31 protein-coding genes and 1 tRNA gene are annotated in these 26,899 nt (G+C 58.7%); 19 read left to right on the top strand and 13 right to left on the bottom strand.

Annotated features, from left to right (window positions below; translation table 11 throughout):
• Positions 1–210: 210 nt before the first annotated feature.
• The 12 genes from ATU_RS02815 to motA all read right to left on the bottom strand — a co-directional run bounded on the left by ATU_RS02815 (position 211) and on the right by motA (position 12,341).
• Complete coding sequence (locus ATU_RS02815) at positions 211–777, bottom strand: lytic transglycosylase domain-containing protein (protein ID WP_035256241.1); 567 nt, start codon at positions 775–777, stop codon at positions 211–213.
• The gene (gene fliK / locus ATU_RS02810) at positions 725–2,074 is read right to left on the bottom strand and encodes a flagellar hook-length control protein FliK (RefSeq protein ID WP_010970983.1); all 1,350 of its coding nucleotides are present in this window, start codon (positions 2,072–2,074) and stop codon (positions 725–727) included. Before fliK ends, ATU_RS02815 begins: the two co-directional genes overlap by 53 nt.
• Complete coding sequence (motC, locus tag ATU_RS02805) at positions 2,071–3,351, bottom strand: chemotaxis protein MotC (RefSeq protein ID WP_010970982.1); 1,281 nt, start codon at positions 3,349–3,351, stop codon at positions 2,071–2,073. Before motC ends, fliK begins: the two co-directional genes overlap by 4 nt.
• Positions 3,348–4,649 (bottom strand): MotB family protein, encoded by a 1,302-nt coding sequence (locus ATU_RS02800; protein ID WP_010970981.1) that lies wholly within the window; start codon positions 4,647–4,649, stop codon positions 3,348–3,350. The genes motC and ATU_RS02800 overlap by 4 nt, the downstream gene beginning before the upstream one ends.
• The gene (locus ATU_RS02795; protein WP_010970980.1) at positions 4,646–5,302 is read right to left on the bottom strand and encodes a hypothetical protein; all 657 of its coding nucleotides are present in this window, start codon (positions 5,300–5,302) and stop codon (positions 4,646–4,648) included. Before ATU_RS02795 ends, ATU_RS02800 begins: the two co-directional genes overlap by 4 nt.
• Before the next feature lie 279 nt (positions 5,303–5,581).
• Entirely contained in the window at positions 5,582–6,874 is a 1,293-nt protein-coding gene (locus ATU_RS02790) for a flagellin N-terminal helical domain-containing protein (RefSeq protein ID WP_010970979.1), read from the bottom strand.
• A gap of 307 nt (positions 6,875–7,181) precedes the next feature.
• Positions 7,182–7,619, bottom strand: coding sequence for a hypothetical protein (locus tag ATU_RS02785; RefSeq protein WP_006313030.1), 438 nt, complete (start codon positions 7,617–7,619; stop codon positions 7,182–7,184).
• Positions 7,620–7,624: 5 nt separating this feature from the next.
• Entirely contained in the window at positions 7,625–8,707 is a 1,083-nt protein-coding gene (gene flhB, locus ATU_RS02780) for a flagellar biosynthesis protein FlhB (protein ID WP_006313029.1), read from the bottom strand.
• A 125-nt stretch (positions 8,708–8,832) separates the two neighbouring features.
• Complete coding sequence (fliG, locus tag ATU_RS02775) at positions 8,833–9,876, bottom strand: flagellar motor switch protein FliG (protein ID WP_006313028.1); 1,044 nt, start codon at positions 9,874–9,876, stop codon at positions 8,833–8,835.
• A 27-nt stretch (positions 9,877–9,903) separates the two neighbouring features.
• Positions 9,904–10,443, bottom strand: coding sequence for a flagellar motor switch protein FliN (gene fliN, locus ATU_RS02770; RefSeq protein ID WP_006313027.1), 540 nt, complete (start codon positions 10,441–10,443; stop codon positions 9,904–9,906).
• A 63-nt stretch (positions 10,444–10,506) separates the two neighbouring features.
• A complete protein-coding gene (locus ATU_RS02765; RefSeq protein WP_006313026.1) occupies positions 10,507–11,472 on the bottom strand; it encodes a FliM/FliN family flagellar motor switch protein in 966 nt (321 codons plus the stop codon).
• Positions 11,469–12,341, bottom strand: coding sequence for a flagellar motor stator protein MotA (motA, locus tag ATU_RS02760; RefSeq protein WP_006313025.1), 873 nt, complete (start codon positions 12,339–12,341; stop codon positions 11,469–11,471). Before motA ends, ATU_RS02765 begins: the two co-directional genes overlap by 4 nt.
• 186 nt (positions 12,342–12,527) lie before the next feature.
• Here motA and ATU_RS02755 point away from each other — a divergent pair, with 186 nt between their 5' ends.
• The 18 genes from ATU_RS02755 (at position 12,528) to ATU_RS02670 (ending at position 26,153) form a co-directional block, all read left to right on the top strand.
• A complete protein-coding gene (locus ATU_RS02755; RefSeq protein WP_035256237.1) occupies positions 12,528–13,307 on the top strand; it encodes a DUF1217 domain-containing protein in 780 nt (259 codons plus the stop codon).
• Between the two features lies 1 nt (position 13,308).
• On the top strand, positions 13,309–14,043 hold the full coding sequence (gene flgF / locus ATU_RS02750) for a flagellar basal-body rod protein FlgF (RefSeq protein WP_006313023.1): 735 nt from the start codon (positions 13,309–13,311) through the stop codon (positions 14,041–14,043).
• Between the two features lie 11 nt (positions 14,044–14,054).
• Positions 14,055–15,476, top strand: coding sequence for a flagellar protein export ATPase FliI (fliI, locus tag ATU_RS02745; protein WP_010970975.1), 1,422 nt, complete (start codon positions 14,055–14,057; stop codon positions 15,474–15,476).
• A gap of 43 nt (positions 15,477–15,519) precedes the next feature.
• Positions 15,520–16,044 carry a hypothetical protein gene (locus ATU_RS02740; protein ID WP_035215397.1) on the top strand — a complete coding sequence of 175 codons (525 nt, stop codon included), beginning with the start codon at positions 15,520–15,522 and terminating at the stop codon, positions 16,042–16,044.
• 170 nt (positions 16,045–16,214) lie between these two features.
• Positions 16,215–16,607, top strand: a complete 393-nt coding sequence (gene flgB, locus ATU_RS02735) for a flagellar basal body rod protein FlgB (RefSeq protein ID WP_006313020.1) — start codon at positions 16,215–16,217, stop codon at positions 16,605–16,607.
• A 3-nt stretch (positions 16,608–16,610) separates the two neighbouring features.
• Positions 16,611–17,030 carry a flagellar basal body rod protein FlgC gene (gene flgC, locus ATU_RS02730; RefSeq protein WP_006313019.1) on the top strand — a complete coding sequence of 140 codons (420 nt, stop codon included), beginning with the start codon at positions 16,611–16,613 and terminating at the stop codon, positions 17,028–17,030.
• A complete protein-coding gene (gene fliE / locus ATU_RS02725) occupies positions 17,027–17,365 on the top strand; it encodes a flagellar hook-basal body complex protein FliE (RefSeq protein ID WP_006313017.1) in 339 nt (112 codons plus the stop codon). The genes flgC and fliE overlap by 4 nt, the downstream gene beginning before the upstream one ends.
• An 18-nt stretch (positions 17,366–17,383) precedes the next feature.
• A complete protein-coding gene (flgG, locus tag ATU_RS02720; protein WP_006313016.1) occupies positions 17,384–18,172 on the top strand; it encodes a flagellar basal-body rod protein FlgG in 789 nt (262 codons plus the stop codon).
• A 20-nt stretch (positions 18,173–18,192) separates the two neighbouring features.
• Positions 18,193–18,681 carry a flagellar basal body P-ring formation chaperone FlgA gene (flgA, locus tag ATU_RS02715; protein ID WP_010970973.1) on the top strand — a complete coding sequence of 163 codons (489 nt, stop codon included), beginning with the start codon at positions 18,193–18,195 and terminating at the stop codon, positions 18,679–18,681.
• Complete coding sequence (locus tag ATU_RS02710) at positions 18,678–19,799, top strand: flagellar basal body P-ring protein FlgI (RefSeq protein ID WP_006313014.1); 1,122 nt, start codon at positions 18,678–18,680, stop codon at positions 19,797–19,799. The genes flgA and ATU_RS02710 overlap by 4 nt, the downstream gene beginning before the upstream one ends.
• On the top strand, positions 19,796–20,332 hold the full coding sequence (locus ATU_RS02705; RefSeq protein ID WP_010970972.1) for a MotE family protein: 537 nt from the start codon (positions 19,796–19,798) through the stop codon (positions 20,330–20,332). The genes ATU_RS02710 and ATU_RS02705 overlap by 4 nt, the downstream gene beginning before the upstream one ends.
• Entirely contained in the window at positions 20,329–21,048 is a 720-nt protein-coding gene (gene flgH, locus ATU_RS02700; RefSeq protein WP_006313011.1) for a flagellar basal body L-ring protein FlgH, read from the top strand. The genes ATU_RS02705 and flgH overlap by 4 nt, the downstream gene beginning before the upstream one ends.
• 26 nt (positions 21,049–21,074) lie before the next feature.
• On the top strand, positions 21,075–21,575 hold the full coding sequence (locus ATU_RS02695) for a flagellar basal body-associated FliL family protein (RefSeq protein WP_006313009.1): 501 nt from the start codon (positions 21,075–21,077) through the stop codon (positions 21,573–21,575).
• Positions 21,572–22,309 (top strand): flagellar type III secretion system pore protein FliP, encoded by a 738-nt coding sequence (gene fliP / locus ATU_RS02690; protein WP_006313008.1) that lies wholly within the window; start codon positions 21,572–21,574, stop codon positions 22,307–22,309. The genes ATU_RS02695 and fliP overlap by 4 nt, the downstream gene beginning before the upstream one ends.
• A gap of 371 nt (positions 22,310–22,680) precedes the next feature.
• Entirely contained in the window at positions 22,681–23,601 is a 921-nt protein-coding gene (locus ATU_RS02685; RefSeq protein ID WP_006313007.1) for a flagellin N-terminal helical domain-containing protein, read from the top strand.
• Between the two features lie 153 nt (positions 23,602–23,754).
• Positions 23,755–23,982, top strand: coding sequence for a hypothetical protein (locus tag ATU_RS02680; RefSeq protein ID WP_162520653.1), 228 nt, complete (start codon positions 23,755–23,757; stop codon positions 23,980–23,982).
• Between the two features lie 25 nt (positions 23,983–24,007).
• Positions 24,008–24,970 (top strand): flagellin N-terminal helical domain-containing protein, encoded by a 963-nt coding sequence (locus ATU_RS02675; RefSeq protein ID WP_010970970.1) that lies wholly within the window; start codon positions 24,008–24,010, stop codon positions 24,968–24,970.
• Between the two features lie 241 nt (positions 24,971–25,211).
• Positions 25,212–26,153 (top strand): flagellin N-terminal helical domain-containing protein, encoded by a 942-nt coding sequence (locus ATU_RS02670; RefSeq protein WP_010970969.1) that lies wholly within the window; start codon positions 25,212–25,214, stop codon positions 26,151–26,153.
• Positions 26,154–26,341: 188 nt separating this feature from the next.
• On the opposite strand, the gene ATU_RS02665 is transcribed toward ATU_RS02670, so the two are convergent.
• Positions 26,342–26,416, bottom strand: a tRNA-Thr gene (locus ATU_RS02665).
• A gap of 197 nt (positions 26,417–26,613) precedes the next feature.
• Between ATU_RS02665 and ATU_RS02660 the strand changes: the two genes are divergently transcribed.
• Positions 26,614–26,838: a hypothetical protein gene (locus ATU_RS02660; protein WP_370363054.1), complete on the top strand. Its 225-nt coding sequence runs from the start codon at positions 26,614–26,616 to the stop codon at positions 26,836–26,838.
• Positions 26,839–26,899 lie beyond the last annotated feature (61 nt).

Below are 26,899 nucleotides of genomic sequence, written 5' to 3'. Positions count from 1 at the left end.
GTAGGAAATCATCGATAGTTATTAATAATTGATTAACTATTTGGTGCCGATTTGATCTATATATAGTGGGTATTAACCATATGTGGTACAAAATTTTTGTGTAAAAATTTTAAAAACCCAAAAAAACAGCTTGCGGCGCCTTTTTTCGATCAATCTATCGCCACATTTCAAATTACGAGTCCTGCGACCTTGAAAGACAATTTCAGGTTGCTATCCGTCGCAAAAGTTTTTCGCGTTGGCAGTCCATTTCCCGTACCCCGTCGCCACGAGATTGGCGATGACGCGGCAGACATATTTCTTCTGCGCGGGGTCATTATTCGGGCCGGCGTGATAGCGCGCGACTGCCATTGTCCAGGTTTCATGCCTGTTGTGGAGATTGCGCAGGAACATGGCGGCATATTCGACATTGCGGCGCGGATCGAACATTTCCCGCGCGGAGGTGAAGTTTTCGCCGTGGAAATAATGGTTTATTTGCATGCATCCGAGGTCGATCAGCTTGGCGCCGTTGCGTTTCGCCGCCTCGAAAGTCACCATCGCCTCCTCCGTAGAGGCCGCAAATACCGGTTTTCCCTCAATATTCATGGCATTGGGGTCGAGACGCCCCTTGCGGCCCGTCTCGGTCAGGCCGACGGAATAGAGAATTCCTTCCGGCACGCCATATTTGCGGGCGGCCGACTGGATCTCTCTTTCACAGACACCTGATGTTGCCGAAGCCGACGCGTTTTCAGAGGTAGACGCCATTGTCAGCAGAAGAACGGCCAGAGCCGAGAGCGCCATCCATGCCTTCATTATGCACCCCCAAATTATCACCATTGCCTTGCCGGCCATCCCGTGCGCCGGACTCGTCACGGTTGCGCCCAGCGGAGGCCTGCTGGCCCTGCTGCTGCGCCTGCTGATTTTGCTGATTGTTGCCTTGTGTGCCCGTTTGGTCACTCTTGTCGGAAGAAGCGATGCTGATGGTGATGTTGTCGACCGTCAGACCCTGCGCCTTGAGACCTTCAAGGATGCTCTTGCTGTCGTCCTGGAGCTTTTTATAGGCCGCCATGCTCTCCACCGTCATGTGAACGGCAAGCTCATCACCCGCAAGGCGCAGCGACATCGTCACCGATCCGAGTTCGATCGGCGTCATGTGCAGCTTCAGTGTATGCACGACTTTGCCCGTGCTGCTCTGGGCCGCCGCATTGGACAGCGAAGAACCCGGCTGCATGGCGCTGACCCATTCCGGATCATTGACGATGAGGCCGGTCAGAGCCGAAGCATTGGTCGAAGGCGCCAGGCCGATGAACCGCCGCGAATCGACAACAGTGACGTTATCGGCCACTTTGCCGCTGCTGTCCCGGACATCGAACTCGACACGGCCTTCACGCTGAACCGTGCCCATATCAAGCGCGCGGGCCGTGCCCGAGCGGGAGGAGGAGAAACGGAAGGCCGAGGCATCGTTGCCGCCTTCCGCGCCGGTGTCCGTCTCGTTTTTGGCGAGTTCCATCTTCGTGGGCATATCCTTCAGCGAAGGTTCCGCCTTGCCGTGCACGGGTTCGGCCCTGTCGGATTTCACCGAATCCACCTTGCCGGCAATCGCCTGCGCAATTTCCTCAAGCGGCGACTTGGCTGTCGCAATATCGCCGGCACCGATCATGACGGTCTTGAGCTCCGCGAGCTTCGGATCAATCGTGTCCGCCGCCGTCTCGGCATCCCTGTCCGTCTCATCCTTGAGCTTCTTGCCGGTTTTGCCGTTGTCAGCCGAGGTGCGCACCGTTTTCAGAGCGTTCTGAAACTCGGCCACCGTCTCGTGGTTACGGGGTTCGCCGGCATGGTCGCGAGCGATCGCATTCAGAAAAGTTGGGGGGCGTTTGACCGGAGCATCCGTCTTTTCAGGCTCGTCATCGGGTTTTGCGTGCTGCTCCTTGGCCGAACCCGCATCCTGATGCCGCGATTGCGGCGAGCGTTCGTCCCGGACCGTGGAAAGTGCATCGCCGAAGCTGCCGCCCTTGGCGTCGTCCCTTGCATTTGCGCCGCTAGCGCGGGCGTCGGGTGGTGGCGCGTTCACTATCGCGTTGATGGTTGCGTCGATCATGGTGCCCCCTCGCCTTTCTTCAACAGGCTGTCGATTTCATCGAGCTTGCTGCGGCCACTCGTCACGAGTTGCCGGACATTTTCGCCCGCATCGTCCGCCTTCTGGGTTTCAACCCGCCATATGCTTTTTGTATCGGCAGCAACCGCCGCCTCTTTTGCAGGTGCTGTGCCGCCGGGCTCGTTCGTCGCCGCAGCCTTGGCCTCGACGCCGGTCTCTGCGGAAGGGGGACGCACGACCTGGTCGGCAATCGCCCTTGCCGCATCGCGCAGGGCCCTGTCGCGATCCGACAGCTGCGCTTCGGGAATTTGGCCGATCGCCTCTATCGCGCTCACCACATCGGGCGTGCCAATGTTGGAGAGACTTTCATAGAGGTTGGCCTGAACTTCCGGTGTGCCCGGCAAAGCCGGAGAAAGCGTCTTCGCCTTCACCGCCGCCATGCGCGCCAGCGAATCCTTGCCGCTGATCGCCGCGAGGCGGGAAAGGCGCAGATAAGCTTCCTTCTGCCTCTCCGCATCCATCATGGCGAAGGTTTCCTGTATCGCCTCCTCGCCGATGGAATCGGCGCGCTTGACCACCAGCGAGACCAGAAGATCCGCAAACTGGCTGGCATAGGGCGAATGCAGGAACCGCCGCGCATAACGCTGCGCATAGTCGACACCCTTTGTCGCATCGCCGTCTTCCACCGCAATCGCGAGCGAGCGGCGCAGCGCCGCCTCCTCCACGATGGTACCGGGCGCTTCAAGCCGGGCGATGTCGTAAAAGGTAAGCGCCGCCAGCGGATCGCGGGGGATCGTCACATTGCCGCCAATCAGCGCCAGATAGGCGCCAATCCGCGTGCCGCGATATTCCGGAACCATGGCGGCGATACTCTGCGCCACCAGCGTTCCCTTGCCTGACAGGTATTTACGCAGGATATCAGCGACTCGGCTGTCGAAATTGCCGTCGACATCGCGCGCCACCAGCAGTTCCAGCGTGGCCGGGTTGCCGCCGCTCATCGCATAGATCAGCGCCGCATCGACATTGCGCGGATCCTTGAAGATGGCCGAAGGCGCGCTCTTCAGCCGTTCATCGATTGTCTGCAGCAGAAAGCGCTGCATTTCGGAGGCGGAATGATCTCCCATGGCGACCGAATCCTGCACGAATTGCAGCGACCGCAACATGGCATATGGCATAAGATTGTCTTGCGACTGCGAAAACGCCTTGCTCGGCTCGGAGCCGAGACCGCAAAGCGTCGCCGCAAGAAGAAGCCAGCGTTTCGAGGTTTTCGTCACACTCACCCCCGATCAGCCTCAAGCAGGATTTCGATACGGCGATTGGCATCCGCGAGAGGGTTCGACGGCACCTGCAATCTGCGGTCCGCAAAACCCGAAACCTGTTTCACCCGTTCTTCCGAGAGGCCGCCGCGCACCAGCATGTAATAGGCGCTATGGGCACGATCCATGGAAAGACGCCAGTTGTCATTGGCCTCACCCTTGAACTGCCGGCCATCGGTATGGCCGCGGATCACCACGCTACCGCCGCGCTCCTGCAGCAACTTGCCGATCTTTTCCATGGCCAGAACCAGCTCACCCCGGGGAACGGCCGATCCGATATTGAACATCGGCGTCTCCGCCTGGTCGGAAATGGTCAGCAGCAATCCGCCTTCGGCCGGCGTCACCACCAGTCCCTCGGAAAGCTTGCCGGTGATGCCGGATATCTGCTTCTCGATTTCTTCGCGCAGTGTATCGGCCTTTTCCCATTCGGCATCGCTGGCTTTGCTTGCCTGGTCCGGATTGGGCTTGGCAAGCGCGGCCTGCTCGGCGGCATCCGGGCGCTGCTGCGGCACCACCGCCGCGATTTCCATCGACTTGCCATCTTCCGCCTTGTCGGCGGGCTTACCGGCCTGCACGAGAGTAACTGCCTCAGCGCTCTTATCGGCCTCCTTGGCCGCCACATCCTGCTGTTTGCCATCGGCAGCCTGCGCGGCCTCTGAGGGAACCTGCTTCTGATCGGCGCGGGTGATTTTCACCTGCTGCGTCCAGAAATCCGGATCGAAGGGATCGCGATAGGCTTCGCCGCCGCTTGCACCGGTCGCCGGGCCGGAATCGGCCGCACCGCCCTCGCCCTTGGCGCTGACATTGGCCTGCTGCCCGACCTGCTGGGCGATTTCCGCCAACACGGAATAGGGGTTTTCGAAAAAGTCGGCCTCGGAGAAATTCGACTGTTCGCCCGTCTGCGATGTCAGATCTTCGCCCGTCGCCGCGGCGGAGCCCTTGGTCACCTTCTCCGCCTGGATGTTGGACTGGTCCTTCTTCTGGACGCCCTCTTCCTTATCGGCAGGCTTTTCCAGTCCCTTGGACGAGGGTTTCTCGTCGGACAGCTTTATCGGGTTGAAATAGCTGGCGACCGAGGCCTTGGTCTCCTCATTGGCGGCATTGACCAGCCACATGACGAGGAAGAACGCCATCATCGCCGTCATGAAGTCGGCATAGGCGATCTTCCAGGCGCCGCCATGGGCGCCATCGTGCCCGCCCTTGTGGCGCTTGACGATGATGATCTCGTTCTTGCCGTGGTGGTGATTTTCGCCTTCACTCATTTCATCACCTTGCGAAGACTGGATGCCCAGGCGGACATGCGCGTCACGAACACGCTTTCACCCAACTCGATCGAAAGATCGATATCGGCGGTCTCGGTAAATTTCATCGTCTCTTCTTCAAAACCCGGCTGGGTCTTCAACTGCTCGAACAGGTTTTTCGGGCCTTTCACGACAAGCGTGACCGCCTCACCATCCGGCATGGAGGCGCGCACGACATCCGCCAGCGACGACACCGCCTTGAGCGACAGCTTTTCCGTCAGAAGCGGCGCAAGAATATTGGCGGTCTGTTCGCTGAGATTGGCCGCGATTGCATCGATACCTTCACGCAGACGGCGCGAGAGAAAAACGGCTGTCTCCTCAAGATAGACAGAACGCAGTTCCTCCAGCTCGGCCGCGTGGGCGGCGAGCAGCTCTTCCCGCTCGGCCTGCATCTTTTCGGTGATCTCGCGGGTCGCATCCTCGTAACCACGGGCATAGGCCGCCTGTTTTTCCCCTTCCGCATCGACGGGTGTCAAATCGTCGAAACCGGAGGTGATATCGGCAAAACCAGAGGCGAAATCGGTATCGGCATCCGCCAACCCGTCGCCGAAGGCCGGTGAAGCCGGTTGAGCCTCACCGAAATCCTTGAGAAATCGTGCAATCGACGCGCTCATGCCTGCCCCCGGCAAAACTGGCCAACAGGGAGAGAAAGCCGTATTTCCAGACGGAAAACCGGCGTCCACTCTTCCTGGAAATGCTCTAAGCCGTTTGGCGGCACCACCGTCATCCTTGCTACCCTGCCCGTCTCTTCCATGATTCCCGGCCGGATCGCGCCATGCGATCCACCCGATCTTGCCCCGACGTTAGGTGTTCAAACTTGTGCGAGGATGAAGGCGGGCCTCATCAGGCAACCCGCGCCCATTCATCCGCTCGCCCGCGCCGGCCGAAACCCGTTACTTGAAGAGCTGGAGGATATTTTCCGCATTGGCATTGGCGATGGAGAGTGCCTGGATGCCGAGCTGCTGCTGCGTCTGCAAGGCTTTCAGCCTGGTCGATTCCTCGTTCATGTCAGCATCGACGAGACGGCCGACACCCTTGTCGATCACATCCATCAAGCTCGAAACGAAGTTTTCCTGCATGCTGATACGGCTCTGCAGCGAACCGAGGCTGGAAGCCGTGCTGGTCATTGCCTCGAGCTGCTTGTCGACGAAAGACATCATCATGTCGATGGCGTCTGCGCCGGTATAGGTCGTGCCGCCGCCAGCAAAGCCACCCATGGCTGCAGCGACGACATCGAGATTGCCGAGATCAAGGGTGGATACGGAAAAACCGAGGGAACGATTGGCAGAAGCCGTACCAGCGCTGACATCATAGAACCAGTCAGTGCTGCCGGTGTCGCGATAAGCAGGGGAAACGGTCGTGCCGCCGCTAGACGGGTTCGTCGCCGTGGCCTTGACCCAGACGTTTTCCGCAAGGCGGAGATAGTTGTCCGTGCCATTGCTATAGAGATTGGGATCCGTGTTCGTATCTGTCGTCGTGGCATTGAGCGCGCCGATCTGCGCGTCGCTCAGCTTCTCAACCACATAACCCGCTTGCGACGTCTTACCGGCCGTCGTCGAGGTCTGCATGACCTCTGTCTCCGTTTTACTGACAAAAACGGCGTTCTTATCGAGAATCCCAAGCTTCCCGCCGCTCAGGTCAAAAAGCACCGTGCTGCTGTCGAGCGTATAATCGACGGTGGTGACCCCCACATTGCCGGAGCCGGTCCTGGTGAAGGATGCGACGACTTTTTTCGTGATCGATTCCGCAACCGGCGGCGTACCGCTGTTGCTGATGCTGGCCTGCAGCCAGTTCTCGCCCGAGAAGGAAGCCGATTCGGAGATGCTCTTCAGCTGTTCCTGAAGCTGCTTGATTTCATCCTGGATTTTACCGCGGTCGGCACCCACGCCATAGGCGGCGACAAGCTTGGCCTTGATCTGCTTGACGACCTCGATGGTGCTTTCAAGCGCGTCATAGGCGGTGTCGACCTTGGCCGCGCCCAGGCCCAACGCGTCCTGCACGGCCGAAAGTGCGCTATTGTCGGAGCGCATCGTCGTCGCAATGGACCAGTAGGCCGCATTGTCCGCCGCAGTCTCGACACGAAAGCCCGATGACACGCGCGCCTGCGTCGTCTCGAGGTTCTTGTCGATCATACGCAGGGTTTGCAGCGCGGCCATCGCCGCCGCATTGGTCAAAATGCTTGTCATGGGGTCCACCCAACTCAAAATTTCAGAAAAAATCCGGCGCGGTGCCGACAACGAGCAGGAGCATCATGCGTATCGACAATGGCCTGAAACAGCCACCGCGACCTGCCGTTCGTTAACAAATCGTTAATACGATAGGTAACAAACAACGAGACTGATTTGCAAGGCGTTCCTGTCTCTCGCAGCCGGGTTTCGCATAAACCGGCAGGCTTCGGGCAAGCCCGGGCCAAAACGCGCCGGAAAAACGTCGTTGCGCCCGTGATTCAACGAGCGCAACGGACATGATGGAAATTTGTGGCGGCTGATCCGGTTAAGCCGCTTCGCCCTGACGAGAGGCCACGAATCGGGCGGCTGTCAGGCTGCGTTGGAGAAACTCGGTATTTTCATCCGGGTTTTCGGAAGGGTTCTGAAACGAGACATGATTGATCTCGACCGCCGCATGCCTGTCGGCGAGAATCAATCGCGCATAGACCGTCGCGCCCTTCGGCTTGAGTTCGAGATCGAGGACGATCTCCGGCACGCCTTCCCATTCGAGCTTATATTCGCCGCCGGCGCCGAAATTGATCGTGCCTGGATGATAATAAAGCTCCGCCGCCGACGAAACGAGATCGGCGATACTGCCATAGCACTCGAATCGGAGCAGTGAAATCAGGTCGGCCGGGTCGAGCAAGCGTAATTCAGTGGCGATCGGGTTGATCGCCTCTGCGACGATCATTTCCCGCTGTTCGGAATAGGCGGATTTTTTCATTGGTTTTATTGAACCCGTATTTTCGATGACGTCCGGGCGTAAACCCGATGAACGAGCTCCGCCACAGCCTTGTAAAAGACTGGTGGAATCACACTATCTACCGAGACTTGCGCAAACATGGAGCGTGCAAGCGGAGGGTCTTCAAAAACGGGGATGTTGTTTTCTTCCGCAATCTGGCGGATTTTCAATGCGATAAGGTCCTGGCCCTTGGCGACGACGACAGGGGCGTCACCCTCTTCGCGCACGTAACGCAGCGCTACCGCAAAGTGTGTCGGGTTGGCGATGACGAGCGTCGCACGCGGCACGTTGTTGATCATGCGGCGGCGGGCACGGTCGCGGGCGATCGAGCGCTGGCGGGATTTGACCACCGGGTCACCCTGCGACTGCTTATATTCTTCCTTCACCTCATGCTTCGTCATTTTCAGCTGGCTGAACCAGTGATGTCGTGTCCATAAGACGTCCACGGCGGCGAGCAGCGCGGTCGAGAGCAAGATGACGACCATCATTTTTTTGACGATCTCGACCACGCGCACGAAAATCACCTGCGGATCGGAAAACATCAGATCGATGAGGCTGTAGAAATCACCGCGAAGCGCAAAGAACATGATGATCGAAACGATCATAATCTTGAACACCGATTTGGCGAACTCCACGAAACCCTGCTTGCTGTAGATGCGCGTGAAACCCTTTGCCGGCGAAATGCGTGACCATTGCGGACGCACCCGTTCAAGCACAGGCGACGGCAGGTTCTGAAGAAATGACGAGGCAAGGCCGAAGACGATGAACATGATCATGGCCGGCATGAGTAGGTAAGCGACGGATGTGCCGAGAAAATAGAGCAGCGCCAGGGCATCCGGCCGGGTGCTGAGGTTCCACTGTTCGGGCTGGCCGAACAGGTCCTTCAAGGTGACCCCGAGACGGCCGGCACCCTCGGGCAGGAAGAAAACCAGATAGCAGTAAAAGGCGAGCGACGACGCAAAGATCGGCACTTCGCGAGAAAATGGCAGATTGCCCTTTTCCGCCGCATCACGGAGTTTTTTCTCCGTTGGGTCTTCTGTTTTACTGTCCTTGTCCTGATCGTCTGCCAAGGCACGTTCCCGAAATAAGAAAGGCCCGCCGATCCCGGCAGGCCGTCATTTCGAAACTAGCGTTCGTGGCCGGCCATCGCAATGGCCCGCTTCGCCCTGGGGGCGGGTTATCAACCGGCTTCCGCTTAAGCGGCGGCCGACTGTTCTTCCGCGGCGACGTCCTTCAGCTGGATCTGGCCGGAATTGGCGAGCCGGATCGCCTCCTGCGCCACCGCGCGGCGGGCAATAGCCACTTCGCGGGTGTTGAGCGAGGCCTGCGGGACCGCAAGGTCCGATTCGATCATACGACGCTGGCGCGGGCTGATGCTGGAGAGCACACATTCCTTGATTTCCACCGTGGCGCCACGCAGCGCCATGGTCAGAACATCCGCCGAAACATCGTTGAGCAGCAGGACGCGGCTGCGCTGCGGCATGAACATAAGGTCGTCGAAGAGGAAGATCTTCGGTTTGACCTTGTTGGCGGCTTCCTTGCTGAGCGTTTCGAGCGAACTCAGCAACGTGTCGACCTGCGGCTTGTCCAGTTCGTTCATCAGATCGGCAACCTTTGTGGAACCGCCGGCATTGCGCTCGGCCTCGATCTCGTTGATGAGGTTGACCACGCGCTTCTCGATGATCTGCGCGGCGGTCGGGCTGACTTCCTTCATGTTCACCGTACGGTTCATGATATCGGCGCGCTGTTCTTCCGGAATGGTCAGGAGAACCTTGGCGCCGAAGGAAGAAGGCAGCATGGAGAGAATATAGGCGATGGTCTGCGGATGCTCGCGCAGCAGGAACTTGCCGACGAATTCCGGCTCGGCTTCCTGCAGACGGTCCCAGATCGACGCTTCATAGGCCTGGAAGGCCGCGCGGCGACCGAGAAGGCTATCGACCTCTTCAGGCGTCAGCCCCTCTTCGAGAATACTTTCGATTGCCTTGGCATTGTCCATCAGGCCCGTTCCTTCGGTGAACAGGTCTTCGAATTCCGCCACGATCTGCGCGAGTTCATCCGGAGGAATGACGCGCAGCGTCTGAGCCGAGGAAATGATCATCTGCAATTCGTGCTGCGTGAAAAATTTCAGCAGCTTGCCGGCGACGCCCTTGCCCATGGCAAGAAGCACCGCGGCCGCCTTGTCGGCCTGAGACAACGGCTTGCCCGCAAGGGGATTACCGAAATCCTCGAAGTCCATCATGGTCTTTCCTCTCCGTCCCCACAGGGATCAGGCTTTTCGCGTACTCAGTACTTCAATCAATTTTACGCCGAAGCGCGTATCGTCGTCTTCCAGAACCGTTATTTCACCGCGCGCAATACGGCGGCCATTCACCATGATTTCGACGGGCTCGCCAATCTTGCGATCAAGCGCGATCGTCGCACCCTCTTCGAGGCTCATCAGCCCCGAAACGAGCATTCTGCTGGTGCCGAGAACGATCTGGACATCGATCGGGATGTCCATGATCATTTCCATATTTTCGGACAAGCCGCTGCCAAGCGGTGCCTTCACGCCCGCGACCTGCGGGGCGGCGGCAAAATCGTCCATCGCAAAATCCGCCGCTCCGCCACCGAAGGCGGAAAGGTCATTGTCTGTCGAAACCTCGTCCGTGCTTCCGAAATCGCCGAAGTCGCCAAAATCGGAGAGCGAACCTTCCGCATCCGTCTTGAGGACGCCACGCAGATCGCCGATAGCCTGGTCGAGGTCGACGCCGTCTTCAAACGACGGCAACGCCGCATCATCGGTCACAGGTGTTTTCTTCGTAGCCATGCGCTGATTATTCCCTTTGAAACTTGCGTCAGCCTGCCCAAAACCCAAAAGGCCGGGCAGGATTTAACCCATCAAATGTCGTAAGATCTCGTCGTCCGTGCTGACATTGTTCTTCACCCGAACCATGTAGCGGTCGCCTGACTTGCCGAATTCGCAATTATAGAGCTTGGAGCCGTTGGCGCTGACCTCGACGCCGATATCATCCTGCTTCAGATCCTGAAACGGAATGACATCGCCAGCCACCAGCCTGGAAATCGTCCGCAGCGTCAGCGTTTCGAGCTTGATGCGCGCCTCAAGCGTGACCTGCGATCTCTTCACCTGCTGCGAGATCATATCCATCCATTCCTCCTGCTTCTTCAGCGCCTGGGCTGAAGCCTTGGGGGCGACGATGGAGGTCTTGAGCAGCGGCCGCTGCGGCACGATGAGAGAAAATTCCGAGGATACCTTGCCGATATCGATCTTCATGCGGATGGTCACGCCGTAAAGGCCGGCGATCATCTCGTCGAAGGCGCTTTTTCCATTGGCATTGAACGGCGGATCGATCGTCGCTTCGAAGCCACCCGGCGCATTGACACCGGAGCGCAGGACACCGGCGATACGGCCGAGAACCATCGCCGCGAGATCGAGCTCGATATGGGACAGGTTGCGCTCGTCCGGGTCGCCGATACTATCGGGCGACGCACCCAGCATGCGCTCCATCAGCGCAATGACGAAGCCGTTGCCGACCGCCATCATGAAATTGGGGCACCAGTTGCGCAGCGAACAATCGGCAACCGCAACATTCTGCCCGACATTGGCGATGAGATCGGTCATCAGCCCCGATTCGGAACCGATATATTCGACGTCGATCGCAATGCCGGTCTCGCTGTGAAAGGTATCCGGCAGGAATTCGCTATAGAGATGGCCGATGTCCGCACCGATCTTCGCGATCGTCTTGCGGTCGGTGAGCCCTCCCGTAAGTTTCGCGAGCAGGGCGGTGTCGATGGTGGGGGCGGAGGCTTTCTGCGCTGCAGCTTTTGCCATGATCATGCCGCCTTGTTTTCGCCGCCGGGATTCATCATCTCCTGCTCGACGGCATCGATGGACGGCCGTTCATAGTTGGAGATGGTCTTGCGGCCATATTCAAGCGCAACCTGCGGCACCGAGCCGTTCATGTAGGCGATCAGCGTCTGCTTGACGATGATGTAGAGGCGGTGCTGCTTGGTGCGGACGATCTTGACCTGCGAAGCGAGCGGGTTGCAGATCGAATAGGACAGGATGATGCCGAGCATGGTGCCGACGAGTGCTGCGCCGATCAGACCGCCGAGCACTTCCGGCGATTCGTTGATCTTGCCCATGGCCTTGATGACGCCGAGGACCGCCGCGACGATACCGATGGCGGGGAAGGAATCGCCCATGGTGGTGATCGCGTGGTAAGGCTTCAGCTTGTCGTGCAGGATGGTCTCGATTTCCTCATCCATCAGCGCCTCGATTTCGTGGCTGCGGGCATTGCCGATGATGATGAGACGGACATAATCACAGATGAAGGAGGTGAGTTCCTTGTTCTTCAGGACCGACGGCGCGCTCTGGAAGATCGAGGATTCTTCCGGATTATCGATGTGCGCTTCGATCTCGTTGCGCGACTTCGTACGCAGGTCGCGCATCAGCGAATACAGCACGCCGAGCACGTCGAGATAGTTGCGCTCCTTCGGAACCGAATGCTTGAAGGCCTCGCCGAGCGCCTTGCCCGAATCCTTCACGACCTTCATCGGGTTCGCCATGATGAAGCCGCCGAGACCGGCGCCTCCGATGATCATCAATTCGAACGGCTGAACCAGCACGTTCAAATGACCGCCCATCGCCATATAGCCGCCGATGATGCAGCCGAAGGTGATTATAAGTCCAATTACAATATTCATTGATCGACCACGCCCGAACAGTGTTCCATGGCGCCATGTCTAGAAAATGTGGCTTGCGTGAACCTGTCCGCAATGCCTCCTGCCCCGCCCTCACCTCAGCCAGTTTCGCACAAGCAAGCCGCGACATTATGCCGACAAGGGCGGACGTGCGCCTTGAAATCGGGATCAAACGAGAGCGGCGGTTCAGTGACTTCCACCTATACCAGCTACAGACTGATCAGTCAGGATATCGGCAAATCGCTCGAGCGGGTCTCGAAGCAGCCAGACGTGGCACGCGAGACCGAATATTACCGTGAAAAGATCGGCAGCGTGAAATCCATCGACGATTTCATGGCCGATACACGTCTTTACAATTACGCGCTGAAAGCCCACGGCCTGGAAGACATGGCCTATGCAAAAGCCTTCATCCGCAAGGTGTTGACGGAAGGGGCGAGCGATAAGAACGCCTTCGCCAACAAGCTCTCCGACAATCGTTATGCCGAGCTTGCAAAGTCGCTGGATTTCGCGGGCCTGGGTGCGGCGGCAACCGCGACCGAGGCGGCCAAATCAGGTGTCATCGGCAACTACGCCCGCCAGACGCTGGAACAGGAAGCGGGCGACGACAATAACGGCGTCCGGCTCGCCCTTTATTTCGAGCGCAAGGCACCGACAATCAAATCCGGCCTCGATTTTCTGGCCGACGACGCGCTTGCGCAGGTCTTCCGCACAACGTTCAACCTGCCTGACGCATTTGCTGCTGCTGATGTCGACAAGCAGGCCGCCCTCATCGAAAAGAGCATCAATATCAAGGATCTGCAGGATCCTGAAAAGGTCGGCAAGTTGCTCGAGCGTTTCACCATCATGTGGGAAATGCAAAACCCCTCGACGACCTACGATCCCCTGGCCGTTTTCGGCTCCTCCAGCGGCTACGGCATTTCCCCCGACCTGCTGATTTCCATCAACTCCCTGAAACTCGGAGGCAAATGATATGCAATCCGGACTATATGTCGCCCTGTCCTCGCAGATCGCGCTGGAGCGCCGTCTCACCACCATTTCTGACAATATGGCGAATGTGAACACGGTCGGCTTCCGCGGCTCCGAGGTAAAATTCGACGAAATGGTCGCCAAGAACCACAATGACATGAATGCCAAGGTGGCTTTCGTGTCGCAGGGCAACGACTATCTCTCCACACGCCAGGGCGCTTTCGAGCAGACCGGCAATTCCTTCGATTTCGCCATCAAGGGCGACGCCTGGTTTGCGCTGGATACGCCGGATGGCCAGATCCTGACGCGCGACGGCCGTTTCACCATGCGCCCGGACGGCGCATTGATTTCGTCCAGCGGTTATCCCGTCCTCGACGCGGGCGGCGGCCCGATCAGGCTCAATCCGAATGGCGGCCCGATCACCGTCGGCCTCGACGGCGCCATCAGGCAGAACGACACCATCGCCGCCTCGCTCGGCATCTTCCAGGCGGATTTTTCAAAGGGCTTCCTGCGTCACCCCAATAGCGGCGTGAAGCCCGTGGCCCAGCCCGTTCCGGTCGTCAACAATCATGAGGTCGGCGTCGTTCAGGGTTATCTCGAGCAGTCGAACGTCAACGGCATTTCCCAGATGACGCAGCTCATCCAGGTCAACCGCGCCTTTGAGAGCATTTCCTCGATGATGCGCGATACCGAATCGACCTTCGGCGAGGGCATCAAGACGCTCGGCGGCGCGCGTTGAGGAACTGACGGATGACAATGCCGGAATCCATGCTCTCGGAATCCAAGCTCTCGGGCTGGGCCATTTCGCCGAAGCTCGCCCAGCTCGCCAGCCTTGCCGGGCACTATGCCGATCCGGAGTTCTCGGTGGCGCATGGCGGCCATGTCCGCACCATCGCCGCCGGGCACTATACGGTGTCCGGCCTGTCGCGGCATGTGCGGCTCGGCGAATTCGTTGCCCATCGCAGCGCAACCGGCATTCATCTCGGCGAAGTCGTGCGCGTGGAACCGGATATCTGCTATGTCTGCCCTATCGAGCCCGGCGAGCCGATCGGCATCCACGACACCGTCATCCGCAAGGGTGCCTTCCGCGTCTCGCCCGACGAGAGCTGGTGCGGGCGCACCATCAATGCGCTTGGCGAGCCGATCGACGGCCAGGGGCCGCTTGCTTCCGGCATCGTGCGCCGTTCGATTTCCAACAATGCGCCGCCCTCGATGACCCGTAAAAGGGTGGAGACACCGTTCAAGACGGGCGTGCGGGCTATCGATATTTTCTCACCGCTCTGCCTTGGGCAGCGTCTCGGTATTTTCGCCGGTTCGGGCGTGGGCAAATCCACGCTGCTGTCGATGCTCGCCAAAGCCGATGCCTTCGACAAGGTGGTGATTGCGCTTGTCGGCGAACGTGGCCGCGAAGTGCGCGAATTCATCGAAGACACGATGGGCGATAATATGAGCAAGTCCGTCGCCGTCGTCGCGACGAGCGACGAGAGCCCGATGCTGCGCAAGATGGCCCCGCTTTCCGCCGTCACCATTGCCGAGCATTTCCGCGATCAGGGCGACAATGTCCTTCTCATCATCGACAGCGTGACGCGATTTGCCCATGCGATCCGCGAAGTGGCGGTCGCTTCGGGCGAACCGCCCGTCGCACGCGGTTATCCCGCCTCGGTCTTCACCGAACTGCCGCGGCTGCTGGAACGGGCAGGACCGGGCGCGGAAGGCACCGGCACCATCACCGCCATCGTCTCCATCCTCGTGGATGGTGACAATCACAACGATCCGATTGCCGATTCGACCCGTGGTATTCTCGACGGCCATATCGTGCTGGATCGCAGCCTTGCCGAAGAGGGCCGCTATCCGCCGATCAATCCGCTCGCCTCGATCTCGCGTCTTGCCAAGAAGGCGTGGACGCCGGATCAGGAAAAGCTGGTCTCGCGCCTGAAGGCGCTGGTGCATCGTTTCGAGGAAACGCGGGATCTTCGCCTCATCGGCGGTTACCGGCCCGGAACCGACCCCGATCTCGACATGGCGGTGAAGCAGGTTCCGATCATCTATGAAACGCTGAAACAGCTACCGGACGAACCGGCGGCACAGGATGCCTATGCCGATCTGGCGACCGCACTACGCGGTGGAGCACAGAATGGCCAGCCCCAGGTCAATCCGAGAATGAGAGGCTGACCCCGTGAACAACAAGCGGAACGACAATAGCCACGATGAAGACGTGCTGTCCAAGCCGATCTTCTTTACGCCCGACCGCATTCTCGCATGGACGGGCATCGCGCTTGCCGCTGCAGCAGCCTTTTTCCCCTGGTACGTCTTCTTCAACGAGGAGAAATTCGGCATGAAGGTGGCGGGCGGCGATCGCACCCGCGATCTGCCTCATACCGGACCGCGGGAAGTCTTCAGTGTCTCGCCCATGGCCATGACCAACCGTAACAAGGAAGACACCCCGCCAGCGGCGGAGCTGCCCGACATGCTGACGACGGCGACCGTCAACGCTGGCGGCAAGGAGAGACAGAACAATGTGGCAGCCGGGATCGAAGACCAGCCCTTCCCCGGCCAGACATCGTTCCGTCTGCTACATGTCTCCAATGGCCGCGCCCTGATCGAAGACAGTTCGGGCATGTATATGGTGCGGGTCGGTTCCACATTGCCTGACAATGCCTTGCTGACGAAGATCGAGCAGCGCAATGGCGAATGGCTGATCGAGACATCCTCCGGAAAAACCTATCATCCGGAAAAATGAGAGAATTTCTCCCCGCTAAAAAGGCGCGCCACACATCCGGCGCGCTTTTTTGTTTGTGAGGGACACGCAAGCAATGCGTCTGTTTCCATTGTTCCACCCCTTCATCCTTCTCCGCAAGTCTGACGCAAGATTAACCCCGTAGGTTCGGGCCATACGAGATGGAGAAGTCTATGCAACCGATTCAACTGTTCGAACTGGCATCCCGCCAAGCGGAATGGCTGAGCGTGCGGCAGGAAGTCGTGGCGACCAACATCGCCAACGCCAACACACCCAAGTTCCACGCCAAAGATGTCAGTCCCTTCGAAGCGGTCATGCAGGCCACCAGCCAGCAGGTCGGCATGGCCAGGACAAACCCTGCCCACCTCGGTGAAAGCACACTCAGCGAGAATATCGCGGTGCGGGACAACCCGGTCAACAACGAGATCGGCATGCAGGAATCGGGCAATTCGGTCGGGCTTGCGGAAGAAATGACCAAGACCGGCGAGATCAAGCGGCAGTACGACCTGAACGCCAGTCTCGTCAAATCCTTCCATCGCATGATGCTGATGACGGTTAAGAGGTAAACCATGGATCCCTTGAGTGCGGCAAGCAAGATAGCCGGCAGCGGCCTGGAGGTGCAGTCCACACGACTGCGCATCGTCTCCGAAAACATCGCCAACGCCCGATCGACCGGCGATACGCCCGGTGCCGATCCCTATCGTCGCAAGACCGTCACCTTCGGCTCCGAGCTGGACCACGTCAGCGGCGTCGAGCGCGTGAAGGTAAAGAAGCTCGGTGTCGACCGTGGCGATTTCGTCCACGAATACGACCCCGGCAATCCGGCGGCCGATACCAACGGCATGGTCAAGATGCCGAACGTCAACGTCCTGATCGAAATGGCCGACATGCGCGAAGCAAACCGCAGCTATGACGCCAATCTTCAGGTCATCCGCCAGACACGCGACCTCGTCGCCTCCACAATCGACCTTCTGAAGGCATCGCAATGATCGACGGTATCAAGCAACTCGGTTCTCTTTCGCTCACCCGCGGCGCAAGCGGCGTCTCCTCGCTGACGGAAAGCCTTTTCGGCGGCGAGCAGCAGTCAACACCCGCCCAGCAGACGGGCGCAAGCTTCGCCAGCGTTCTCGGCAACGTATCAATGGATGCGATGAACAATCTGAAGAAGGCGGAAGTTGCTTCCTTCGAAGGCATTCAGGGCAAGGCGAATACCCGCGAAGTGGTCGATGCCGTGCTTTCGGCCGAACAGTCGCTGCAAACCGCCATCGCGCTGCGCGACAAGATCGTGTCGGCCTATCTCGACATTACCAAGATGCAGATCTAGCCCAGCAGGAATATTGACATGAGAGCTCTTGCCATCGCTGCCACCGGTATGGACGCCCAGCAGACCAATCTGGAAGTCATCGCCAACAACATCGCCAACATCAACACCACCGGCTACAAGCGCGCGCGCGCGGAGTTCACCGATCTTCTTTACCAGACCGAGCGCATGCAGGGCGTGCCGAACCGCGCCAACCAGGCCATCGTGCCTGAGGGCGCCAATATCGGTCTCGGCGTGCAGACATCCGCCGTGCGCAACATCCACACCCAGGGCAACCTGATCGAAACCGGCAACAAGCTCGATGTCGCGATCATCGGTCAGGGCTGGTTCCAGATCGAGGCAGCCGATGGTTCGACGCTCTACAGCCGCGCCGGCGCCTTCAACAAGAATGCCGACGGCAACCTGGTGACGGTCGATGGCTACAATGTCATTCCGAACATCAATATCCCGACCGACGCGCAGGACATCACCATTACCCGCACGGGTCAGGTGACGGCGCGTATCGGCAACGCTGCGGACTTCACGCAGCTCGGCCAGTTGACCATCGCCAACTTCGCCAACGAAGCGGGTCTGAAGCCGCTCGGCGACAACCTCTTTTCCCAGACGCCGGCCTCCGGCGCCCCGGTTGTCGGCGTGCCTGACGATCCGAGCTATGGCTACGTCAAACAATCCTACCTCGAAGGCTCGAACGTCGACGCCGTCAAGGAAATCACCGACCTCATCACGGCGCAGCGCGCCTATGAGATGAATTCCAAGGTCATCACCACCGCTGACGAAATGGCTTCGATTGTCAGCAAGAACCTGAAGTAAGAACGGAAAGGCAGGCGAACATGAGGTTTGGCCGGAACAATAGCAGCTGCAGAACGGCACTCGTCCGTATGTGTCTCGCGTCTGCCTTTTCACTGGGCGCCCTGGCGCCCGCTCTTGCGCAGGCGCCAATGGCGCTGGTTCCCGTGCGCACCATCTATCCGGGCGAGGCGATCTCGCCCGAACAGGTGAAGTCGGTGGAAGTGACCAACCCGAATATTTCCGCTGGTTATGCGAGCGATATCAGCGAAGTGGAAGGCATGATCTCCAAGCAGACATTGCTTCCCGGCCGCACGATCCCCATTGCGGCGCTTCGCGAACCATCACTGGTGGTGCGCGGTACAAGCGTCAAACTCGTTTTCCACATTGGCAACATGACGCTGATGGCTTCCGGAACGCCAATGAGCGACGGCTCGCTCGGCGAGGTCGTCAGGGTACGCAACATCGATTCCGGCGTGATGGTCAGCGGCACGGTCATGAAGGACGGAACCATTCAGGTGATGGCGAAATGAGAGTGCTTCGTATCATAGCCGCGGCTTTGGTCTTTTCGGCCCTGCCCTTCCTCTCCACGCCGCCCGCGCAGGCCGACACGTCGCGAATCAAGGATATCGCATCCCTGCAGGCCGGACGTGATAACCAGCTGATCGGTTACGGTCTCGTCGTGGGTCTGCAGGGTACCGGCGACAGCCTGCGCTCCTCGCCTTTCACCGAACAGTCCATGCGCGCCATGCTGCAGAACCTCGGCATCACCACGCAGGGTGGCCAGTCCAACGCCAAGAACATCGCCGCCGTGATGGTGACGGCCAACCTGCCGCCATTCGCCAGCCCCGGCAGCCGTGTGGACGTCACGGTCAGCTCGCTTGGCGACGCCACCTCGCTTCGTGGCGGCAACCTCATTATGACTTCGCTTTCCGGCGCGGACGGGCAGATTTACGCCGTCGCGCAAGGGGCGCTGATCGTCAACGGTTTTTCGGCCCAGGGCGATGCCGCGACGCTGACGCAGGGCGTCACCACGTCGGCGCGCGTGCCGAACGGCGCGATCATCGAGCGGGAACTGCCGTCGAAGTTCAAGGATTCGGTCAATCTGGTCCTTCAGCTGCGCAACCCGGATTTTTCGACAGCCGTGCGTGTGGCTGATGTCGTCAACGCCTTTGCCCGCGCCCGTTATGGCGACCCGATCGCCGAACCGCGCGATTCGCAGGAAATCGCGGTGCAGAAACCCCGCGTCGCAGACCTCACCCGGCTGATGGCGGAAATCGAAAATCTGACGGTCGAGACGGATACGCCTGCCAAGGTCGTGATCAACGAGCGCACCGGCACGATCGTCATCGGAGCGGATGTGCGCATTTCCCGCGTCGCCGTCAGCTATGGAACGCTCACCGTGCAGGTGACGGAATCGCCGCAGGTCATTCAGCCCGCACCCTTCTCGCGCGGCCAGACGGCAGTGCAGCCGCAGACGGATATCATGGCCATGCAGGAAGGTAGCAAGGTCGCCATCGTCGAAGGCCCGGACCTTCGCACGCTGGTTGCCGGTCTCAACAGCATCGGGCTCAAGGCGGACGGCATCATCGCCATCCTGCAAGGCATCAAATCCGCCGGCGCCCTTCAGGCGGAGCTCGTGCTGCAATGATGGAACGTCAGACCAAAAATCCGCTCTCAAATGGCCTCGTCCGCTTTGCGGCCGTCGCGTCGCTGCTGTTCCTGTTGCCGGTTGCCGGCGCCGAAAGCCAGCAGAACGTGGTGTCTGAACTCAGCACGCAGGACGAAATCCAGAAATTCTGCACCAATATTGCCGATGCGGCCCGCGACCAGCGTTACCTCATGCAGAAGCAGGACCTTGAAAAGCTTCAGGCCGACGTCAATGAGCGTATTTCCGTGCTGGAAAACCGCAAGGCGGAATATGAGGACTGGCTGGCGCGCCGCGAACATTTCCTCAATCAGGCCAAAAGCAACCTCGTCGACATCTACAAGACGATGAAGGCGGACGCCGCAGCTCCCCAGCTAGAAAAGATGCATGTGGAAATCGCGGCCGCCATCATCATGCAGCTGCCACCGCGCCAATCGGGCCTCATCCTCAGCGAAATGGATGCGCAGAAAGCCGCAACCGTCGCCGGCATCATGTCGCAGGCAATCGACAAAAACACTTCGAAGGATCCTTCATGAGCACGCGTCGTCTTCCGGCCCTCCTCCTGCCGCTCGCTCTCCTGGCCGGCTGCCAGAATAACCAGACCCTGAAGGAAATCGGCAACGCACCCGCGATGAGCCCGATCGGCAGCGGCCTGCAATTCAGCCAGACACCGCAGATGGGCATGTATCCCAAGCAGCCGAAACACATGGCAAGCGGCTATTCGCTGTGGAGCGACAGCCAGGGTGCGCTGTTCAAGGATCTGCGCGCACTCAATATCGGCGACATCCTGACCGTTAACATCCAGATCAACGACAAGGCCGATTTCGACAACGAGACCGAGCGTAACCGCACCAATGCCAGTGGCCTGAACTGGAAGGCAAAAGCCCAGATCCTGGGCTGGACGCCGGATGCGGATTCCAGCATCAAATACGGCTCCGACACCGACACACAGGCCAAGGGCAAGACCAAGCGCTCCGAAAAGCTGACGCTGCTGGTGGCTGCCGTCGTGACCGGCATTCTGGAAAACGGCAACCTCATCATCAGCGGCTCGCAGGAAGTGCGTGTGAACCACGAAATCCGCATCCTCAACGTCGGCGGTATCGTCCGTCCGCAGGATGTCGATGCCCAGAACATCATCTCCTACGAGCGCATCGCCGAAGCACGCATCTCCTACGGCGGTCGTGGCCGTCTGACGGAAGTGCAGCAGCCCCCGGTCGGGCAGCAGGTCGTTGACCTGTTCTCGCCGCTCTGACGCCGCACACGGGAACGGACTGACCCATGGAAAACGAACAGGCTGAGGGCAAAAAAAAATCCTCCCCTCTGGTCATGACCATCGCAGGCGTTGTGATCCTCACCCTGCTCGGTGCGGGCGGCGGCTGGCTCGTGGGCGGCATGATCGCCCCGAAAGTTGCCGCAACGGAGGCCCATGCCACCGCTGCGGCCGGCGGCCATGGCGAGAAGAAGGGCGAAGGCCTCGATAAAATCGACGCCGAAGCGAACGGCATCGTCCAGCTCGATCCCATCACCACCAATCTCGCCTACCCTTCGACCAACTGGGTGCGGCTGGAAGTGGCGCTGATGTTCAAGGGGCCGGTGGAAGTCGGGCTGGCGGAGGATATCCACCAGGACATCATGGCCTATGTCCGGACCGTTTCCCTCCAGCAGCTGGAAGGCCCGCGCGGCTTTCAATATCTTAAGGATGACATTCAGGAACGAGTTGACCTGCGCTCTCAAGGGCGCGTATCCAAGGTCATGTTCCGGACCTTTGTCATCGAATGATTCGATTTCTTGTAACCATCGCCGTCCTCCTCGCTTTGCCGGGCCTTGCCAATGCCCAGCAATTTCCGTCCGATCTGTTCAACACGCAGATCGACGGCTCCGTCGCGGCATGGATCATCCGCACCTTCGGCCTGTTGACGGTTCTCTCCGTCGCGCCCGGCATCCTGATCATGGTCACGAGCTTTCCGCGCTTCGTGATCGCCTTTTCGATCCTGCGCTCCGGCATGGGACTTGCGTCGACACCGTCGAACATGATCCTGCTGTCGATGGCGATGTTCATGACCTTTTACGTCATGTCCCCCACCTTCGACAAAGCCTGGACGGATGGCGTGCAGCCGTTGCTGCAGAACCAGATCAACGAACAGCAGGCCGTGCAACGCATTGCCGAACCCTTCCGCACCTTCATGAACGCCAATACGCGTGACAAGGACCTGAAGCTGTTCGTTGACATCGCCCGCGAGCGCGGACAGGTGGTCATGACCGACAATGTCGTGGACTATCGCGTACTGGTTCCTGCCTTCATGCTCTCGGAAATCCGGCGCGGTTTTGAAATTGGTTTCCTCATCATCCTGCCGTTCCTCGTCATCGATCTGATCGTCGCCACCATTACCATGGCGATGGGCATGATGATGCTGCCGCCCACCTCGATTTCGCTGCCGTTCAAGATCCTGTTTTTCGTGCTGATCGACGGCTGGAACCTGCTCGTGGGAAGCCTCGTCAGATCGTTCAACTGACGGCCCTTATACCCCGCTGATACAGATTAACCCTGTTTTTTAACCCCGCACGCCCAAGGCCGCGGGGTTTTCGCATTTTAGTGCTTTGGTTACCATTTTCACTAGCGACTGGGTAACTATATTTTTAAATAAAAAAGTTACTATTAAGCTAAATCAAAAAGTAACCATAAGTATTTTACAGTATTTCTTAACGCTCAAATTAATGATTGCGCAATTATTCGCTGCGAAATTCTTCCCACACGCAGCGGGTTTGGTTTCTGGAACTAAGCGTTTCTGAACCGAGTGGCATGAAGCCGAAACGTTGCGACCGGTAATATCCAACCCGGTATGTCCCCACTCCGTATCTCGTAAAAACAAGGGACACATTTATTATGGCAAGCATTCTGACCAACAACAACGCAATGGCCGCTCTCTCGACCCTGCGTTCCATCGCTTCCGACCTGTCGACCACGCAGGACCGTATTTCTTCCGGCCTGAAGGTTGGCTCGGCTTCGGACAACGCTGCTTACTGGTCGATCGCGACCACCATGCGCTCCGACAACAAGGCTCTCGGCGCAGTTTCTGACGCGCTGGGCATGGGCGCTGCCAAGGTTGACACCGCTTCCGCCGGTATGGACGCCGCCATCAAGGTCGTGACCGACATCAAGGCAAAGGTCGTTGCCGCCAAGGAACAGGGCGTTGACAAGACCAAGGTTCAGGAAGAAGTTTCTCAGCTTCTCGATCAGCTGAAGTCGATCGGCACGAGCGCGTCTTTCAACGGTGAAAACTGGCTCGTTTCCAGCGCCAATGCTACCAAGACCGTTGTATCCGGCTTTGTTCGTGACGCTGGCGGCACCGTTAGCGTCAAGACGACGGACTACGCGCTGGACGCCAACTCCATGCTTTACACGGAAGGTACACCGGGCACGATCGACGCAAACTCCGGTATCCTGAACGCGACCGGTGCAACGACCACCGTCGGCGCCAAGACCTACACACAGATCTCCGTGCTCGACATGAACGTCGGCACCGACGACCTCGACAACGCTCTCTACTCCGTTGAAACCGCTCTGACGAAGATGACCAGCGCTGGCGCCAAGCTCGGTTCGCTGTCTGCACGTATCGACCTGCAGAGCGGCTTCGCCGACAAGCTGTCCGACACCATCGAAAAGGGTGTAGGCCGTCTCGTCGACGCTGACATGAACGAAGAGTCCACCAAGCTGAAGGCTCTGCAGACGCAGCAGCAGCTGGCAATCCAGGCTCTGTCGATCGCCAACAGCGACTCGCAGAACATCCTGTCGCTCTTCCGCTAAGAGCCGAGCTTCTCATAGCCCTTCGGGGCTGGGGGATCCATTTCTTCCCACAAGCAATCGGGGGCTGACCGAACGCAGATTGGGATAGAAAGCATAAAGGTCCGAAAGGCTGAATCGGACTGAATGCATCCACGAGGCCGCATCCGGAAACGGATGCGGCCTTATCTTTTTTTTAAACTTTTGCAGATACGCGCGCGTGCGCGTGAGGGTTGCAATTTTAATTTTGCCGGGAATGAATTTCTTTCCGCGCTTATCAATTCATTAACCAAACCCGCGTTACCTAATGCTCATCGAAACGGCGAGCTAACGTTAAAAATCAGCCAGTTAGCAGGCATGATGCTGTGCGCCGTTCCCGGTGAAACCGGAATGTCCCTTCTTTAATCAGCCATTCAAGGGGCACACTACTATGACGAGCATTATCACGAATGTCGCAGCAATGTCTGCGCTCCAGACCCTGCGCTCTATCGGCCAGAACATGGAATCCACCCAGGCACGCGTCTCCTCCGGCCTTCGCGTCGGCGATGCTTCCGACAACGCTGCCTACTGGTCGATCGCAACCACCATGCGCTCCGACAACATGGCTCTCTCTTCCGTTTCCGACGCTCTCGGCCTCGGCGCCGCAAAGGTGGACACTGCTTCCGCCGGTATGAGCTCGGCAATTGACGTCGTTAAGGAAATCAAGGCAAAGCTGGTCACCGCGACTGAAGAAGGCGTCGACCGCACCAAGGTTCAGGAAGAAATCGGCCAGCTGCAGAAGCAGCTCGCATCGATCTCGCAGGGCGCTTCCTTCTACGGCGAAAACTGGCTCGTCGGCGTCTCGACGCTCGGCGCAGCAACGCCCGGCACTGACCCGGACAAGTCTGTCGTCGCCGGCTTCGTCCGCGCTTCCGGCGGTGCAGTTAGCGTTACGACCACGAAATACGCCCTCGACAACACCGCTACCGGCAACGTTCTGTTCGGTTCGGTCGACGGTACCGGCACTCCCGACGCATCCGGCATTCTCGGCACTGTTGGCACGTTCACGACGGTCGCTGCCCAGTCTGTCTACACACTGGATATCACCCAGTACGCCGCCGCAGACCGCGCCACCAACATGGCAGAAGCCCTGACGCTGGTTGAAAACTCGCTTAAGGCAATGACCAGCGCCGCTGCAAAGCTCGGCTCGCTCTCCATGCGTATCGGCCTGCAGGAAGACTTCGCTTCCAAGCTGTCCGACTCCGTCGAAAAGGGCATCGGCCGCCTCGTGGACGCTGACATGAACGAAGAGTCCACCCGCCTCAAGGCTCTGCAGACACAGCAGCAGCTCGGCGTTCAGGCTCTCTCGATCGCCAACAGCAACTCCGAAAGCATCCTGTCGCTCTTCCGTTAATCGAAAGCTGCAGCCGAAAACATCAACCGCGCCGAAAGGCGCGGTTTTTGTTTGTGCTCTTACCTGCGAAATTCACGAGATTTTTTGATTAAGAGTTCATTAACCAAATCACGGCTAAATCAGCGCATCGAAACGACTCGTTAACCAAGACGAAAAAGAGGTTAACAGGCATCAAGCCGCTCAGTCGTTTCCGGCGATCCCGGAATGTCCCTTCCCATTTAGCCAGCTCAGAGGGGCAATTATGACAAGTATTCTGACGAACACCGCCGCCATGTCGGCGCTCCAGACCTTGCGCGCAATCAGCGGCCAGCTCGAAGACACACAATCCAGAGTTTCTTCTGGATTACGCGTAAAATCGGCCTCCGATAACGCCGCCTATTGGTCGATCGCGACGACCATGCGTTCCGACAACATGGCTCTCTCCGCCGTTCAGGATGCATTGGGTCTCGGCGCGGCCAAGGTCGACGTCGCTTATTCCGCGATGGAAAGTACCGTCGAAGTCGTCAAGGAAATCAAGTCGAAAATCGTCGCGGCAACCGAAGAGGGTGTCGACAAGACCAAAATCCAGGAAGAAATCGACCAGCTGAAAAAACAGCTTGAATCGATTGCACAAGGTGCATCTTTCAGTGGCGAGAACTGGCTGCTGGGCACGGGCGCCAAGACCGTCGTTTCCGGTTTTGTGCGCGATGGCGGCGGCACCGTCAGCGTTACGAAAACGGACTATACGCTTATCGACACCACCGCCGGCACAACAACCGCCAACGTGCTTTTCGGCCTGACCGGCTCGCCCGCAACGCTTGACACAACAAAGGGTATCATCGGCCAGCCCGGCACGGCTTCCGGCATTTCCGTATGGGATATCGATCTCAAGCTGTTCAATTCTGCAACGCCGCCGACCTACACCATCGGGAACCTTCTCACCGATGTCGAAACGGCATTTCAGTCGATCAGCAGTGCATCCGCCGCTCTCGGTTCGATCAAGATGCGCATTGGCCTGCAGGAAGACTTCGTCTCGAAACTCACCGACTCCATCGACAAGGGCATCGGCCGTCTCGTCGATGCGGACATGAACGAAGAATCCACCAAGCTCAAGGCTCTTCAGACACAGCAGCAGCTGGGTATCCAGTCGCTCTCCATCGCCAATACCAGTTCCGAAAATATCCTGTCGCTATTCCGCCAGTAAGCGGCGCCCGTTGGCTACGGGCGGTTTCGTCCCGCTCTGGCAGCAACAGAATATTCGGATATGGAGACCGCGCTTCGCAAGAGGCGCGGTTTTCCATTTGACGCGGCCTGATGCAACGCGTGCGAACCGAAGCGCGACGACGCCTTCGGCGTTTGCGATTATCTAAGTATCTGTTTTATGGGAGAAAATGGTGCTGCTAGAGAGATTTGAACTCTCGGCCTCTCCCTTACCAAGGGAGTGCTCTACCCCTGAGCTATAGCAGCATCCGGTGCCGAAGCGTCTGCTTCAGCATCAAGCGTGGCGGCCTATTGCCATAGGTTTTTGACGAGCGCAAGTCGCAAAACGATATTCTTCATCCAGTGGGGCAAAAAAGCGTGCCCCCTGTTGAAAAACGCATTTTTCAGATATTGCTGAATCTATGAACGAACAACATGACAAACAGGCGAAGGCGGCGGTTTCCGTGGACATTTCGAAGGAACCGTCGGCCGTAGTGGCAAACGGCAACACGCAGGCCGGCCCCGGTGAAAAGGCGCGCCAGCGTGAGGCGGAGCGCAAGGCGCGGGCGGCGAAGAAGCTTCGTGAAAATCTTCTGAAGCGCAAACAGCAGGTTCGGGCACGCCGCGCAGGTGAAGAAGACCAGACGATTGGCCTGCCTGCCGCAAAAACGGACGAATCATCCTCATAGACAATTCACCAGCATAAAATTGAAACGCCGCGGAAATTCGTCTAAGGACGCGTCTTTCCGC

It is taken from the genome of Agrobacterium fabrum str. C58 (genome assembly GCF_000092025.1).
GTDB lineage: Bacteria > Pseudomonadota > Alphaproteobacteria > Rhizobiales > Rhizobiaceae > Agrobacterium > Agrobacterium fabrum.
This window is presented reverse-complemented; position numbering and strand designations above follow the sequence as displayed.

Bases quoted from the DNA above. Each gene is read 5' to 3' on its own strand.
- flgF (WP_006313023.1), top strand. From the start codon at position 13,309: ATGCAATCCGGACTATATGTCGCCCTGTCCTCGCAGATCGCGCTGGAG.
- flgA (WP_010970973.1), top strand. From the start codon at position 18,193: ATGAGGTTTGGCCGGAACAATAGCAGCTGCAGAACGGCACTCGTCCGT.
- ATU_RS02675 (WP_010970970.1), top strand. From the start codon at position 24,008: ATGACGAGCATTATCACGAATGTCGCAGCAATGTCTGCGCTCCAGACC.
- ATU_RS02815 (WP_035256241.1), bottom strand. From the start codon at position 777: ATGGCGCTCTCGGCTCTGGCCGTTCTTCTGCTGACAATGGCGTCTACC.
- ATU_RS02680 (WP_162520653.1), top strand. From the start codon at position 23,755: ATGCGGCCTTATCTTTTTTTTAAACTTTTGCAGATACGCGCGCGTGCG.
- fliE (WP_006313017.1), top strand. From the start codon at position 17,027: ATGATCGACGGTATCAAGCAACTCGGTTCTCTTTCGCTCACCCGCGGC.
- fliN (WP_006313027.1), bottom strand. From the start codon at position 10,443: ATGGCTACGAAGAAAACACCTGTGACCGATGATGCGGCGTTGCCGTCG.
- ATU_RS02800 (WP_010970981.1), bottom strand. From the start codon at position 4,649: ATGAGTGAAGGCGAAAATCACCACCACGGCAAGAACGAGATCATCATC.
- flgG (WP_006313016.1), top strand. From the start codon at position 17,384: ATGAGAGCTCTTGCCATCGCTGCCACCGGTATGGACGCCCAGCAGACC.
- ATU_RS02790 (WP_010970979.1), bottom strand. From the start codon at position 6,874: ATGACAAGCATTTTGACCAATGCGGCGGCGATGGCCGCGCTGCAAACC.
- fliI (WP_010970975.1), top strand. From the start codon at position 14,055: ATGACAATGCCGGAATCCATGCTCTCGGAATCCAAGCTCTCGGGCTGG.
- flgH (WP_006313011.1), top strand. From the start codon at position 20,329: ATGAGCACGCGTCGTCTTCCGGCCCTCCTCCTGCCGCTCGCTCTCCTG.
- fliP (WP_006313008.1), top strand. From the start codon at position 21,572: ATGATTCGATTTCTTGTAACCATCGCCGTCCTCCTCGCTTTGCCGGGC.
- fliG (WP_006313028.1), bottom strand. From the start codon at position 9,876: ATGATGGACTTCGAGGATTTCGGTAATCCCCTTGCGGGCAAGCCGTTG.
- ATU_RS02765 (WP_006313026.1), bottom strand. From the start codon at position 11,472: ATGATCATGGCAAAAGCTGCAGCGCAGAAAGCCTCCGCCCCCACCATC.
- ATU_RS02785 (WP_006313030.1), bottom strand. From the start codon at position 7,619: ATGAAAAAATCCGCCTATTCCGAACAGCGGGAAATGATCGTCGCAGAG.
- ATU_RS02695 (WP_006313009.1), top strand. From the start codon at position 21,075: ATGGAAAACGAACAGGCTGAGGGCAAAAAAAAATCCTCCCCTCTGGTC.
- motA (WP_006313025.1), bottom strand. From the start codon at position 12,341: ATGAATATTGTAATTGGACTTATAATCACCTTCGGCTGCATCATCGGC.
- ATU_RS02710 (WP_006313014.1), top strand. From the start codon at position 18,678: ATGAGAGTGCTTCGTATCATAGCCGCGGCTTTGGTCTTTTCGGCCCTG.
- flgB (WP_006313020.1), top strand. From the start codon at position 16,215: ATGCAACCGATTCAACTGTTCGAACTGGCATCCCGCCAAGCGGAATGG.
- ATU_RS02795 (WP_010970980.1), bottom strand. From the start codon at position 5,302: ATGAGCGCGTCGATTGCACGATTTCTCAAGGATTTCGGTGAGGCTCAA.
- ATU_RS02670 (WP_010970969.1), top strand. From the start codon at position 25,212: ATGACAAGTATTCTGACGAACACCGCCGCCATGTCGGCGCTCCAGACC.
- flgC (WP_006313019.1), top strand. From the start codon at position 16,611: ATGGATCCCTTGAGTGCGGCAAGCAAGATAGCCGGCAGCGGCCTGGAG.
- fliK (WP_010970983.1), bottom strand. From the start codon at position 2,074: ATGATCGACGCAACCATCAACGCGATAGTGAACGCGCCACCACCCGAC.
- ATU_RS02685 (WP_006313007.1), top strand. From the start codon at position 22,681: ATGGCAAGCATTCTGACCAACAACAACGCAATGGCCGCTCTCTCGACC.
- ATU_RS02705 (WP_010970972.1), top strand. From the start codon at position 19,796: ATGATGGAACGTCAGACCAAAAATCCGCTCTCAAATGGCCTCGTCCGC.